Here is a 13,789-nt window from a genome sequence, read left to right as displayed (position 1 = left end):
TCAGAGCCTCTCGAATCCGCGGCGCAGTTCCCAATCGGTGACGGCCGCGTCGAACGCGTCGATCTCGACGTCGGCGTAGTGCACGTAGTGCCGCACCACGTCCTCGCCGAACACCTCCGCGGCGATCGCGGAGCCGGCCAGCGCATCGCGGGCTTCGCGCATGGTGGTCGGCACGGTCGGCGCGCCCGATTCGTAGGCGTTGCCGTGCGTCTCGGCGTCGAGCTCCAGCTCGTGCTCGATGCCGTACAGGCCGCCGGCCAGCATGGCGGCCAGTCCCAGGTACGGGTTCATGTCGCCGCCGGGCAGGCGGTTCTCCATGCGCGCGCTGCGCCCGCTGCCGACCAGGCGCACCGAGGTGGTGCGGTTGTCGACACCCCACGCCACCGCGGTGGGCGCGAAGGAGCCCTTCACGAACCGCTTGTAGGAGTTGATGTTGGGCGCGTAGAACAGCGTGAATTCGCGCATGGTGGCCAGCACCCCGGCGATGAAGTGGTCGTACACGGCCGTGCGGCGGTCGTTCTCGGCATCCCAGAACACCAGTGCGTCGTCGTCCTTGCCGCGCAGCGACATGTGGATGTGACAGGAGTTGCCCTCGCGCTGGTTGGGCTTGGCCATGAACGTCAGCGACTGCCCGTGCTGGCGGGCGATGTCCTTGGCCGCGGTCTTGTAGTACGAGTGGTTGTCGGCAGTGGCGATCACGTCGTCGTACAGGAACGCGATCTCGTGCTGCCCGAAGTTGCACTCGCCCTTGGCCGACTCCACGGTCAGGCCCGAGGAGTACATCGTGTTGCGGATGTCGCGCAGCAGCGGCTCCACGAGCGTGGAGCCCAGGATCGAGTAGTCCACGTTGTAGCGGTTGGCCGGCTCCAGGTTGCGGTAGCCGTCGTCCCACGCCTTCTCGTACGGCGTGTTGTAGATCACGAACTCCAGCTCCGTGCCCGCGACGGCCTTCCAGCCGTGGGATGCCGCCCGCTCGGTCTGCGCGCGCAGCACGGCGCGCGGCGACACCCGCACGGACTCGCCGGTCGTGCCGGCCAGATCGCACTGGATCATCACGGTTCCCGGCCGGTGCGGCAGCAGGCGGATGGTAGCGAGGTCGGGCAGGAACTCCATGTCGCCGTAGCCGCCGGCCCAGGAGGCGTGCTCGTACCCGTCGATGGTGTTCATGTCCACGTCGACGGCCAGCAGGTAGTTGCATCCCTCGGTGGCGTGGCCGAGTACGGAGTCCAGGAAGAACCGCGCGTGCAGGAGCTTGCCCTGCAGTCGGCCCTGCATGTCGGTGAAGGCGAGGATGACGGTGTCGATCTCGCCCTCGAGGATCATGCCGCGCAGGCGGTCGACGGTCAGCATCCGGTCATTGCGGGCGGGGACGGGATCGGTGTTCAGTGCGTTCATTTCAGGAGGCCCTTCAGGAGTGCTGCCGTGGCGTCGCAGTGCGCGGCCATGACCTGGCGCGCCCGCTCGGCGTCGCCCGCGAGGATCGCGGTGACGATCTCACGGTGCTCGGCATCTGCGTGTTCGATGTTCTTGGTGAGGAATGGGATCTCGGCCAGCAGCTGGTGGATCCTCGCCTGCACGCCGCTGCAGGCGTGCGCGAGCTCGTCCGAGCCGCACACGCTGCTGATGGCCAGGTGCAGCCGGGCATCCGCCTGCCGGTAGTCGGCCGGCGTGCTCGCGTCGTCGACCTCGGCCAGGCTGACCTGCAGCAGCTCGCGCTGCTCGTCGCCGAGGTCGGTCAGCGCCGCCCGGTGCGCTGCACCGGGTTCGATGACCGAGCGGAAGATGATGAGGTCGTCGATCTCGGCTCGGCGCGGCGGATGCTGATCAGCCGGCCACGCGTCGGCGGGCGGCTCCACGAAGGTGCCCCCTCCGCGCCCCCGGGTCGTGGAGACGAGCCCGGCGGCGCGGAGGGCACTGATGGCCTCCCGCAGGGTGGCGCGCGAGACGCTCAGCCGCTCGGCGAGCTCGCGCTCGCCCGGCAGCCTGTCGCCCACCCGGAAGATGCCCAGCTGGATGGCGGATCCGAGCTGCTCGACGCAGGATTCGAAGGCCATCTGGCCGCGCACCGGGTGCAGTGCGGCATCCACCAGGAGGGAGGAGTCCATCATCGTCATCGTGCTCGGCGTCTCACTCGTCCAGCAGGTCGGATGCGGACTTGGTGAGGTGCTCCGCCTCTTCGGGGCTGTTGTTCATGAAGTCGCGCTTGCCGTACGCGAACCACAGCACCACGGCGAGGATCGCGACCACGGCGACCGCGATCGGGGCGTAGTTGAACGTCTCGGCGGTGATCGGGGTGACCGGCGGCAGCACGAACAGGATGACGATGAAGATCACCCAGACCACGGCCACCCAACCGACCAGGCCGCTCCAGCGCCCCAGGTTCCACGGGCCGGGAGCGAAGTCCTTGTTCAGCCGGCGCAGCAGCACCGGGGTGACGTAGCCGATGTACAGGCCGATCACCGCGATGGACGTGACGGCCGCGTACGCGGTGCCGTTGAACAGGGCGGGGACGGTGACCAGGATCGACAGCGCCACGCACAGCCAGATGGAGTTGGTGGGGGTGCCGGTGCGCTTGTTGACCTGCGCCCACAGCCGGGCGCCGGGGATCGCGTTGTCGCGCGAGAAGGCGTAGCTCATGCGCGAGTTGGCCGTGACCGACGCCATGCCGCAGAAGAACTGCGCGCCGCACACGATGAAAAGCAGGAACTTGGCGACTCCCGGGTTGTTCAGCGCGTCCATGAAGATCTGCGCGGGGCCCGAGCCGAGGTCGGTGCCGACGATCTTCGCCAGGCCCGCCTCGCTGCCGTCCTGGATCGCCGCGACGATCGTGTACAGCAGGATCCAGCCGCCGATGATGGAGATCAGCACGCTCATCACGATGCCCTTGGGCGCGGCGATCGAGGCGTTCTTGGTCTCCTCGGCCACGTGCGCGGAGGCGTCGTAGCCGGTGTAGGTGTACTGGGCCATCAGCAGGCCCATCAGGAACACGTACGGGCCGAAGCCCCAGCCGGTCTCGTTGTGCCAGGTCGTGAACGTCCAGGCCACGTCCTGGTGCTGGGCGGGCATGATCCACAGCACCGCGACGATGATCGCCACGCCCACGATGTGCCACCAGGCGGAGACCGACGACAGCAGGCTCACCAGGTTCACGCCGAAGGTGTTCAGCAGGCCGTGGATGACGATCAGCACCACGAACAGCAGGAACGTGTTCAGTGCGGTGACCTCGGTGCCCCACATCAGGTTGGCGAAGGCCATCATGGTCGCGGCGGCGCCGTAGTCGATGGCGGCCGTGACGGCCACCTCGCCGAGGAAGTTGTACCAGCCGACGAACCAGGCCCACTGGCGCTTGTTCTTCTTCGCCAGCCGCCCGGCCCAGAAGTACAGGCCGCCGGCGGTGGGATAGCGCGAGCAGACCTCGGCCATCGCCAGCGCCACGCACAGCACGAAGACGCCGACCAGCGGCCAGCCGATGGTGATCGCGCTGGGCCCGCCGGACTTCAGCGCGATGTTGAAGGACGTGATGCAGCCGGCGAGGATCGAGATGATCGAGAACGACACCGCGAAGTTCGAGAAGCCCGACATCCCGCGGTGGAGTTCCTGCTTGTAACCGAGTTCGGCCAGAGCGGCGGCGTCATCATCGACGGGGCCCGTACCCACGGCCTTTGTGGATTCGCTCATGGAATGCTGCCTGCTTTCAGTGGAGGGAGCGTTTGGAGCGATTCTGGCGTCACCGGGACGCAGCTGTCAATGGTCTGACTTCATTCCATTCAGCGCGGGGAGTCTGAGCTTCCTCGGGTCCCTGAGCCTGTCGAAGAGCCGATTCAGCGTGCGCGAGGGTGCGAGGTGGCGTAGATGTCCCGCAACGTGTCGACGGAGACGTGCGTGTAGATCTGCGTGGTGGCCACCGAGGCGTGTCCCAGCAGCTCCTGCACGACGCGCACGTCGGCGCCGCCCTGCAGCAGATGCGTGGCGAAGGAGTGCCGCAGCGTGTGCGGGGACACGTCGGCGGTGATGTGCGCGCGCTCGGCGGCGGAGCGGATGACCAGCCAGGCGCTCTGCCGCGAGAGCGGGGCGCCGCGCGCGCCGAGGAACAGCTTCGACGTGGCCGAGCCCTTGGCCGCCAGCGCCGGCCGCACCCGTGTCAGGTACGCGTCCACGGCCGCGCGGGCGTACGAGCCGACGGGCACGATGCGCTCCTTGTCGCCCTTGCCGCGCAGGCGCAGCACGTCACCGTAGGCGAGGTCGTCGACGTCCAGAGACACGGCCTCGGACACGCGGGCGCCGGTGGCGTACAGCAGTTCCAGCAGGGCGCGGTCGCGGATGCCGATCGGCTCGTCGGGCGAGGGCGCCGTCAGCAGCTGCTCGACCTGCTCGATGGTCAAAGCCTTCGGCAGCCGGCGCGGCATCTTCGGTGGGCGGATGCGACCGGTGGGGTCGTCCTGCTCGATGCCCTCCCTGGCCAGGAACCGATGCCAGCCGCGCACCGAGGACTGCAGGCGGGCGAGGCTGGAGGCTGCGGGCGGCGGATCCGCGGCCGCGCGCTCGGCGATGAACGCCGCCACGACCTGCTGGGTCACGGCATCCGTCTCCGCGATGCCCTGCGCCGCCAGCCAGCCCAGGTAGGCGTTCAGGTCGCGCCGGTACGCGGCGATGCTGTGCTCGGACAGGCCGCGCTCGATCGTGATGTGCCGCAGGTAGGCGTTCAGCGCACGATCGAGCTGCACATCAGCTCCGACCGCCGAGCCTGGCCGCTGCGGCGAGCACGCCGATGGTGAGGATGCCGTTGTGCATGCGCCCGGCGAGCACGGCATCCACGGCATCCTGCAGCGGAACCCACTCGATGCGGATGTCGGCCTCCTCGTCCTCCCGGGCGAAGGCGGCCGGCGCCGCGGCGATGCCCGTGGCCAGATAGAGGTGGATCATCTCGTCGTTGCCGCCGGGCGTCGTCCACGACGAGACCAGGTGCTCCCACTGCGAGGCGACGATGTCCGTCTCCTCGGCCAGCTCGCGCTGCGCGGCGACCAGATGATCCTCGCCCGCGATGTCCAGAAGGCCCGCGGGCAGCTCCCAGTCGCGGTGGCGGATGGGATGCCGGTACTGCTGGATCAGCAGCACCCGCTCCTGGTCGTCGATGGCGACGACGGCCACAGCGCCGGTGTGAGCGACGTACTGGCGACGGATCTCGCCCTCGCCGTACCGCACGCGCTCGTCCAGGACATTCCAGACCGCACCCTCGAAGCCGATCCGGCTCTCGATGATCTCGGGCTCGAAGGGCTGGTCCTGAAGCTCAGTTCTCGTCATCGCGGAACAGCTCGCTGGAGCGGTGGCGCTCGATGGCGGCCCCGACCAGTCCGCGGAACAGCGGGTGCGGCTCGGTCGGGCGCGAGCGCAGCTCGGGGTGCGCCTGGGTGGCGATGTAGAACGGGTGCACCTCGCGCGGCAGTTCGACGTACTCCACCAGGTCCAGGTCGGGGTTCAGTCCCGAGAACACCATGCCGGCGTCCGCCAGACGGTCGCGGTAGGCGTTGTTGACCTCGTAGCGGTGGCGGTGGCGCTCGGAGGCGACCGGGGCGCCGTACAGCTCGCGGGCCAGGGACCCCTCGGCGAGTGCCGCCTCGTACAGTCCCAGGCGCATGGTGCCGCCCAGGTCGCCGCCGTCGAGGATCTCGACCTGCTCGGCCATGGTCGCGATGATGGGCTCTGCGGTGTCGGGGTCGAACTCGCTGGAGGAGGCTCCGGCGATGCCTGCCATGTTGCGGCCGTACTCGATGACCATGCACTGCAGGCCCAGGCACAGGCCCAGCGTCGGGATGCCCTGCTCGCGGGCGAAGCGCAGTGCGCCGAGCTTGCCCTCGATGCCGCGGATGCCGAAGCCCCCTGGCACGCAGATGCCGTCCAGGTCGGCGAGGTTCTTCTCAGCGCCCTCCGGCGTCTCGCAGGTGTCCGAGGCGATCCAGCGGATGTTGACCTTGGTCTCCTGCGCGAAGCCGCCGGCCTTGAGCGCCTCGGTGACGGACAGGTAGGCGTCGGGCAGGTCGATGTACTTGCCGACCAGGCCGATGGTGACCTCGTGCTTGGGGTTGTGCACAGCGTGCAGCACGGTGTTCCAGCGAGTCCAGTCCACCTCGTGCGCCTTCTCGTCGAGGCCGAAGCGCTGTGTGATGAACGCGTCCAGGCCCTGCTCGTTGAGGGTGGACGGGATGTCGTAGATGCTGGGCAGGTCGACCGTGTTGATGACGGCCTCGATGTCCACGTCGCACATCAGCGCGATCTTGCTGCGGTTGCTCTCGCTGACCGGTCGGTCGCTGCGCAGCACCAGCGCGTCGGGCTGGATGCCGACCTGGCGCAGGGCCGCGACGGAGTGCTGCGTGGGCTTCGTCTTCTGCTCGCCGGAGGCCCCCATGAAGGGGACCAGCGAGACGTGCACGAAGAACACGTTGCCGCGGCCGAGCTCGTGGCGCAGCTGGCGGGCGGCCTCCAGGAACGGCTGCGACTCGATGTCTCCGACGGTGCCGCCGACCTCGGTGATGATCACATCGGGGCGGGGCTCCTCGGTGGCCTGCAGGCGCATGCGGCGCTTGATCTCGTCGGTGATGTGCGGGATGACCTGCACGGTCGCGCCGAGGTACTCGCCTCGGCGCTCGCGGGCGATCACCTGCGAGTAGATCTGGCCGGTGGTGACGTTGGCCGCCTGGGACAGGTTGATGTCCAGGAAGCGCTCGTAGTGGCCGATGTCCAGGTCGGTCTCCGCGCCGTCGTCGGTGACGAACACCTCGCCGTGCTGGAAGGGGTTCATGGTGCCCGGGTCGACGTTCAGATACGGGTCCAGCTTCTGCATGACCACGCGCAGGCCGCGCGCCGTGAGCAGGTTGCCCAGGCTGGCCGCGGTGAGCCCCTTGCCCAAAGAGGAAACGACACCTCCGGTCACGAAGATGTGCCTGGTGGTGTCGTTCTTGGGCGCCGCAACAGAAGAGTTCATCACGGGCTTTTATCCTATCAGTTCGTTCCCGAGCCGAGGCTCAGGAGTTCGCGGGCGTGGGTGAGGGCGGCATCCGAATCCGCGAGTCCCGACAGCAGCCGGGCCATCTCGGCCTCGCGCTGCGGACCTGCGAGCCGGGTGATGCTGGATGCCGTGACGGAGCCGTCGTGGGACTTCACGACGCTCAGATGGTTGGTGGCGAAGGCCGCGACCTGCGCGAGGTGCGTGACGGCGATGACCTGGGCGGTCTGAGCGAGCCGCGCGAGTCGCCTGCCGACCTCGATGGCGGCGGCACCGCCGATGCCGGCATCCACCTCGTCGAACACGAAGGTGGGCACCGGGTCGGTGCCCGCGATGACGACCTCGATGGCCAGCATGACGCGGGAGAGCTCGCCGCCCGAGGCGCCTCGGGAGACCGATCGGGGCTCGGCGCCGGGGTGCGGTGCGAGCAGGATGCTGACGTCGTCGCGGCCGTGCGCGGACTCGGCGCCCTCGGAGACGCGCACCTCCAGCCGGGCGTCGGGCATGGCCAGTGCGTGCAGTTCATCGGTGACGGCCGCGGACAGGCGTCCGGCGGCCTCGGTGCGGGCCGCGGTCAGCGCGGCAGCCGCGTCGTCGAGCGCACTGCGCTCCTGAGCAGCCTGAACGGTGAGCCGTTCGATGCGGTCGCCGTCGTCGTCGAGCTCGGCCAGGCGCAGCGAACCCGTGCGCCACACCTCCAGCGCCTGCTCCAGGGAGCCGTGCTGCCGGATGAGACCGCCGATCGCGGCGCGACGCTCCTCGACCGCGGCCAGCTCGTGCGGGCCGGACTCGTCGAGGTCGGCGAGGTACGTGGAGAGCTGCCCGGCGAGGTCGGCTGCGCGGTAGCCGAGGTCGGCGAGTGCCTCGGCGATCTCGGCGAGCTGCGGATCGGAGACGCGCTCCAGCGATCGGCGGGCCTCGGCCAGCAGGCCCGACACATCGGGCTCGTCGTCCTCGCTGGACAGCGCGGTGCGGGCCAGCGACGCGGACAGGCGCAGCTCCTCGGCGTTGGCCAGTCGCTCGGCTCGCTCGTCAAGACTGGCGTCCTCCCCCGCCTCCGGCTCGACCTGCTCGATCTCGGCGAGCTGCGCGCGCAGGTCGGCCGCTTCCGCGGCGCGGCGGTCGCGGTTCGCCGTGAGCTCGGCGATCTCGGCATCCAGCGCCCGCCAGCCCTCGAAGCGCTCGGCGTAGGTCGCGAGCGCGTCGGCGATGCGGTCTCCGCCGAAGCGGTCCAGCGCCTCGCGCTGGGCGGATGCCGAGCGCAGCCGCAGTTGGTCGGACTGGCCGTGCACGACGACGAGTTCATCCGCCAGGGCGGAGAGCACGGATGCCGGTGCCGCCCTGCCTCCGACGCTGGCGCGGCTGCGCCCCTCGGCGGTGAGCGTGCGCGAGACGTAGAGCTCGGAGCTGGACCCCGCGGGCTCCAGCTCGCCACCGGCATCCGCGACGATGTCGGCGACGGGACCGTGCGGCGGCACCAGCCACACGCCGGCGACGGAGGCCTGACGCGCGCCGGCGCGCACGGCCGACGAGTCGGCCCTGGCGCCCAGCAGCAGCCCGAGGCCGGTGACGACCATGGTCTTGCCCGCGCCGGTCTCACCGGTGACCGCGGTGAACCCGGGCCCCAGCGGCAGCACGGCGTCGTCGATGACGCCGAGGTCGCGGATGCGCATCTCGTCGATCACGGCGCTCCTCGCCAGCCCGCGACGGGAAGCTGGAACTTGCGCACCAGCCGGTTGGTGAAGGCGGCCGGATGCAGCCGAGCCAGCCGCACAGGGCGGGTGGAGCGGCGCACCAGCACGCGCGCGCCCGGCGGCAGCTCGTGCGAGCGGCGTCCGTCGCACCACAGGATGGCGGAGCCGCCGGAGCCCTCCAGCAGCTCGATGGCCACCGACGTCTCGGGTCCGACGACCAGGGGCTTCGCGAACAGCGCGTGCGCGGAAAGCGGCACCACGGCGATGGCCTCGACGCTGGGCCAGATGACCGGACCGCCGGCGGAGAAGTTGTAGGCCGTGGAGCCGGTCGGAGTGGAGACCACCATGCCGTCGCAGCCGAAGCTGGACAGCGGCAGCCCGTCGATCTCGATGACCACCTCGATCATCCGCTCGCGGCTGGCCTTCTCGACGGTGGCCTCATTGAGCGCCCAGGTCTCGTAGACGACGCCGCCCGCGGCATCCTTCACGCGCACAGACAGCGCCAACCGCTCCTCGACCTCGTAGTCACGGGCGATCACGCGATGCACCGCAGCATCCATGTCGTCGCGGTCGATCTCGGCCAGGAAGCCGACATGCCCCATGTTGATGCCCAGTACCGGGGCGCCGCACTCGCGCACCAGCTCGGCCGCGCGCAGGATCGTGCCGTCGCCGCCGAGGACGATGGCCAGCTCCAGCTCCTCGGCGGTGATCTCTTCGCCCAGCCGCGCGATCCCGGCGAACCGGGGGTCTGCAGCCGCGAGCTCGTCGCGGTCGTCCGCGGGGAGCACCGGGACGGCTCCCGCATCGCGCAGCGCGTCGATCACGCGCAGCGCCGCAGCGACGGTGTCCGCCCGCTTGGCGTGCGCGATGACCAGGATGTGGCGCTCGTTCATCGTCCTCCTGCCACGTGCGCGATCTGCTGTGTCCATTCTGACGGATCCGTTCCGCGCGCGGGCGCGAGGTGCACCAGGTACTCGGCGTTCCCGTGCGTGCCGAGGATCGGCGAAGCGAGAATGCCGAGCACCCCCAGTCCGTTGTCATGCGCGGTCCACAGCACGCGCTCGACAGCGTCCACGCGCAGTGCGGGATTCGTGACCAGGCCGCCCTTCACCGCGGTGCGTCCGACCTCGAACTGGGGTTTGACGAGCAGGACGACATCGCCGGCGGATGCCACGGTCTCGGCGATCGCGGGCAGCACCAGCTCCAGTGAGATGAAGGACAGGTCGCCGACGACGCGGTCGGGACGCTGGGACTCCCCCGTCGCCTGGGCAAGGGCCTGCGCGGTCATGTACCGGACGTTGAAGCCCTCCACCGCGGTGACGCCCGCGTCCGCGGCGATCTGCGGCGAGAGCTGCCCGTGGCCGACGTCGACCGCCAGCACGCGTCGCGCTCCGCGTTCGCGGAGCACCTGGGTGAACCCGCCGGTGGAGGCGCCGAGGTCCAGGGCGAGACGGCCCGCGACGTCGATGCGGAAACCGTCGAGCGCGGCGATGAGCTTGTGGGCGCCGCGGCTGACGTAGTGATCCGCGCCGTCGACGCGGATGTCGTCGTCGTCTGACACCGGGGTCGAGGCCTTCACCACCGGGTGTCCGGCCACGCGCACCAGGCCGTCGGAGATCAGGGTCGCGGCGTGCGTGCGGGAGCGCGCCAGGCCGCGGGCCGCGAGCGCCGCGTCGAGTCTGGTCATCGGGTCCCCGTGGCGGCATCGCCGCGAGGCGCGCTCTCGAGGCGCTTCACGAGTTCGTCGTGCACGGCTCCGTAGGCATCCGCACGCGTGTCGAGGGGCTGACCCTCGATGAGACGGAGCCGGCTCCACAGGGCGTCTTCCGGTTCGTCTCGCGTGTGCTCCATCCGACCACTGTAACGCGAGCCGCGACACTGCGCGGGCGACGCTCAGGGCCTGTGGAAAGGATCCGCGTACAGCTTCTCGGGCACGCGGAACGCGTAGATCATCAGGCCCGTCGCCCAGATCGCGGCAGCCCCCGCGCGCAGCAGGTCGATCTGCGAGTCGCCCTCGGCGAGGATCTGCACGTCGGCGTCCACCACCCGCACGGACGCGCCGCCCACGGTGAAGACGCCGTTGGATTCGACGGTCTCCGGGTACGGCTCGTGCAGGTCGCGCAGGTCGCGCAGGATGTAGCCGGGGCGGGAGCCCTCGGGTGCGGCCAGCACGTGCTTGGGCCGATCGATGCCGGTCAGCACGAGCGCCGAGTCGATGCCCGCGCGCGATGCGCCGGCGATGTCGGTGTCGAGGCGGTCGCCGATGAAGAGCGGGTGCTGCGCCCCGAACCGTTCGGTGGCGACCTCGAAGATGGGCTTCTCGGGCTTGCCCGCCACCGTGGAGAGCCGGCCGATGGCGGTGTGCACGGCGGATACGAGCGTGCCGTTGCCGGGGGCGACGCCGCGATCGCGCGGGATCGTCCAGTCGGTGTTCGTGGAGATCCAGGGGATGCCGCCCTCGTCCTCGGGCAGCTGCAGCGCGAACGCGGCCTCGGCGAGGTCGGTCCAGGCGATCTCGGGCGCGAAGCCCTGCACCACAGCGGCGGGCTCATCCAGCGCGCTGCGGGTGACCGTGTAGCCGGCCTTGTGCGCCTCGTCGACGAGCCCCTCTCCCCCGACGATCAGGATCGTCGCCGGTGCGGGCACCATGGTCGACAGCAGTCGCATGGCCGCCTGGGGGCTGGTCACCACATCATCCGGCGCCACCGTCAGCCCGAGGCTGGAGAGGTGCTCCGCGACGGAGGCATCCGTGCGGGAGGCGTTGTTGGTGATGTATCCCAGCCGTACGCTCTCGGATGCGCGGTTCAGGCTCTCCACCGCATACGGCAGCGCGCCGGGACCGGCGTAGACGACGCCGTCGAGGTCGGCGAGGACGGCATCGCGTCCGGTGAGCGGGGTGGCGACCTGCTTGGCGCGGCGGAACAGCGCCATCACGCCTCCGACGCGGTGGACGAGTCGGATGCCGGAGAGCCGGACGGGGGTTCGATTCCCCCCAGCTCCGGCGAATCCGCTGCTGCCGGTGCAGGCTGGTCGTCGGCATCCGAAGCCGTGGCGGCCGCAGGTGCGAGTTCTTCCTTCGCGGTTGCGGCGCTCTCCTCGCCCGACTCGGCGGCGTCAGCACCGGCCTCAGCTGCGGCCTCGTCCTCGGACTCGTCCGAGAAGTCATCGTCTGCGGTGTCGGACGAGTCGTGCTCGTCCTCGAGATCGTCGTCCTCGAAGTCCTCGACCAGGCCGTCCTCGACGATCATCTCGTCGAACTGGCCGTCCAGGCCCAGGGCCGACGTCGCGACCTCGGCGCGCTCGGTCCAGAATGCGGCCTCCTCGGTGCGACCCAGGTCCTCGAGCACAGCTGCGCGCGCCGAGAACAGCGCGGGACTCCACTCGAACGCGCGGTCGGGGTCGAGCTCCGGGATCTCGAGCTCGCCGAGCGCCAGCTCGGTCTCACCGCGGTCGAGGCGAGCACCGGACATGGCGATGGCCAGTGCCACACGCACCTCGGGCTTGAGGGATGCGCGGTCGACGCCGTGCCCCTCCTCGAGAGCACGGTCGGGGCGGCCGACCCCGCGTTCGCTGTCGACGATGAGGGCGATCATGTCGTCCTTGCCGGAGATGCGACGGTAGGTGCGCAGCTCACGCAGCGCGAGTGCGAAGTCGCCGATGCCGTAGGCAGTGATGGCGAGCGTGGAGCGAACGACCGCGATGCGGCCGGCACGACGGGAGGCGGCCAGGGCATGCTCGTGTGCGCGCTCGGGCTCGTCGTCGATCAGCTGCGCAGCCATCGCGAGGTGGCGTGCGGTCTGCTCCGCGTTCTCCTTGCTGAGGGTCTTCAACTCGTTGCGAGCCGACGGGTGCAGGTCGCGTGCGGTGATGTCATCGGGCAGCGGCGGCTCCGGAACGCGCTCGCGCACCGGTGCGAACTCGTTGAACGTCCGCTCAACGCCACCCCGCGGTCGATCCTTGTACGACGGGCGCTCGGAACGGTCGCGGTCGCCGTGCGAGCGGTGCTCACCGGAGTGGTTCCGGTCGCGGTCGCCGTAGGGGCGGCGCTCGCTGTGGTTGTGGTCACCGTAGGGACGACGCTCGCCAGACCGGTTGTGGTCGCGGTCGCCATAGGGACGACGCTCACCGGAGTTGTTGCGGTCGCGGTCGCCATAGGGACGACGCTCACCGGACCGGTTGCGGTCCCGGTCGCCATAGGGACGACGCTCACCGGAGTTGTTGCGGTCGCGGTCGCCGTAGGAGCGACGCTCGCCGGAGTTGTTGTGGTCCCGGTCGCCATAAGGACGACGCTCGCCAGACTGATTCCGGTCACCGTACGGACGACGCTCGCCCTGGTTGCGATCGCCATAAGAACGACGCTCGCCCTGGTTGCGATCGCCGTAGGAGCGACGCTCACCGGAGTTGTTGTGGTCCCGGTCGCCATAAGGACGACGCTCGCCAGACTGATTCCGGTCACCGTACGGACGACGCTCACCCTGGTTGCGATCGCCATAAGAACGACGCTCGCCCTGGTTGCGATCGCCATAAGAACGACGCTCACCAGACTGGTGCCCGCGGTCCCCATAAGGCCGACGGTCACCGGACTGGCTGCGCTCACCGTAGCTGCGGCGCTCGCCAGACTGGTTACGGTCACCATACGGACGACGCTCACCTGACTGGTTGCGGTCACCGAACGGGCGACGCTCGCCAGACTGATTCCGGTCACCATAAGGACGACGCTCACCAGACTGGTTCCGGTCACCATAAGGACGACGCTCACCCGACTGGTTCCGGTCACCATAAGGACGACGCTCACCCGACTGGTTCCGGTCTCCATAAGGACGCCGCTCACCATCGTGCGAGCCGCGACGGTCGTCCCGACGCGACGAGCGTGCGGACGAATCCGAATAGCGTGGCTTGCGGTCGGAGCCCGAACGTCGATCTCCTGCGCCACCGTCACGACGGTCGTGCTGCTCTTCCGACATTCTGACTCCCTGTTCGCGCTGCACGCGCTGTTAACGCAAGATGGCCACCCAACCCTGGGTGGCCATCTTACTTAAGAGAAGTCCGGCGGTGTCCTACTCTCCCACAGGGTCCCCCCTGCAGTACCATCGGC

General features: G+C 69.8%; 13 protein-coding genes. 1 reads left to right on the top strand and 12 read right to left on the bottom strand.

What is annotated here, in order from left to right; genetic code table 11:
- The 12 genes from Q0568_RS13840 to Q0568_RS13785 form a co-directional block, all read right to left on the bottom strand.
- Positions 1-1,395 carry a glutamine synthetase family protein gene (locus tag Q0568_RS13840; protein ID WP_298867468.1) on the bottom strand — a complete coding sequence of 465 codons (1,395 nt, stop codon included), beginning with the start codon at positions 1,393-1,395 and terminating at the stop codon, positions 1-3.
- Positions 1,392-2,105 carry an FCD domain-containing protein gene (locus Q0568_RS13835; protein WP_298867466.1) on the bottom strand — a complete coding sequence of 238 codons (714 nt, stop codon included), beginning with the start codon at positions 2,103-2,105 and terminating at the stop codon, positions 1,392-1,394. Before Q0568_RS13835 ends, Q0568_RS13840 begins: the two co-directional genes overlap by 4 nt.
- Positions 2,106-2,127: 22 nt before the next feature.
- Positions 2,128-3,678: an amino acid permease gene (locus Q0568_RS13830; RefSeq protein WP_298867464.1), complete on the bottom strand. Its 1,551-nt coding sequence runs from the start codon at positions 3,676-3,678 to the stop codon at positions 2,128-2,130.
- A gap of 143 nt (positions 3,679-3,821) precedes the next feature.
- The gene (xerD, locus tag Q0568_RS13825; RefSeq protein WP_298867462.1) at positions 3,822-4,724 is read right to left on the bottom strand and encodes a site-specific tyrosine recombinase XerD; all 903 of its coding nucleotides are present in this window, start codon (positions 4,722-4,724) and stop codon (positions 3,822-3,824) included.
- Between the two features lies 1 nt (position 4,725).
- Complete coding sequence (locus Q0568_RS13820; RefSeq protein ID WP_298867460.1) at positions 4,726-5,301, bottom strand: NUDIX hydrolase; 576 nt, start codon at positions 5,299-5,301, stop codon at positions 4,726-4,728.
- Positions 5,288-6,979, bottom strand: a complete 1,692-nt coding sequence (locus tag Q0568_RS13815; RefSeq protein ID WP_298867458.1) for a CTP synthase — start codon at positions 6,977-6,979, stop codon at positions 5,288-5,290. The genes Q0568_RS13820 and Q0568_RS13815 overlap by 14 nt, the downstream gene beginning before the upstream one ends.
- Before the next feature lie 17 nt (positions 6,980-6,996).
- Entirely contained in the window at positions 6,997-8,685 is a 1,689-nt protein-coding gene (gene recN, locus Q0568_RS13810; RefSeq protein ID WP_298867456.1) for a DNA repair protein RecN, read from the bottom strand.
- On the bottom strand, positions 8,682-9,587 hold the full coding sequence (locus Q0568_RS13805; RefSeq protein WP_298867454.1) for an NAD kinase: 906 nt from the start codon (positions 9,585-9,587) through the stop codon (positions 8,682-8,684). The genes recN and Q0568_RS13805 overlap by 4 nt, the downstream gene beginning before the upstream one ends.
- Complete coding sequence (locus Q0568_RS13800; RefSeq protein ID WP_298867452.1) at positions 9,584-10,381, bottom strand: TlyA family RNA methyltransferase; 798 nt, start codon at positions 10,379-10,381, stop codon at positions 9,584-9,586. Before Q0568_RS13800 ends, Q0568_RS13805 begins: the two co-directional genes overlap by 4 nt.
- A complete protein-coding gene (locus tag Q0568_RS13795; RefSeq protein WP_298867450.1) occupies positions 10,378-10,545 on the bottom strand; it encodes a hypothetical protein in 168 nt (55 codons plus the stop codon). Before Q0568_RS13795 ends, Q0568_RS13800 begins: the two co-directional genes overlap by 4 nt.
- 42 nt (positions 10,546-10,587) lie before the next feature.
- A complete protein-coding gene (locus Q0568_RS13790) occupies positions 10,588-11,625 on the bottom strand; it encodes an HAD-IIA family hydrolase (protein ID WP_298867448.1) in 1,038 nt (345 codons plus the stop codon).
- Positions 11,625-12,602: a hypothetical protein gene (locus Q0568_RS13785; RefSeq protein WP_298867446.1), complete on the bottom strand. Its 978-nt coding sequence runs from the start codon at positions 12,600-12,602 to the stop codon at positions 11,625-11,627. Before Q0568_RS13785 ends, Q0568_RS13790 begins: the two co-directional genes overlap by 1 nt.
- On the opposite strand from Q0568_RS13785, the gene Q0568_RS13780 reads away from it, so the two are divergent.
- Positions 12,543-13,349 carry a hypothetical protein gene (locus Q0568_RS13780; protein WP_298867444.1) on the top strand — a complete coding sequence of 269 codons (807 nt, stop codon included), beginning with the start codon at positions 12,543-12,545 and terminating at the stop codon, positions 13,347-13,349. The genes Q0568_RS13785 and Q0568_RS13780 overlap by 60 nt on opposite strands.
- The last annotated feature ends 440 nt before the right edge of the window (positions 13,350-13,789 follow it).

The sequence above is a fragment of the uncultured Microbacterium sp. genome (assembly GCF_937927635.1).
Lineage (GTDB): Bacteria > Actinomycetota > Actinomycetes > Actinomycetales > Microbacteriaceae > Microbacterium.
The sequence above is the reverse complement of the archived record's forward strand: the minus strand, read 5'-3'. Positions and strand labels throughout refer to the sequence as shown.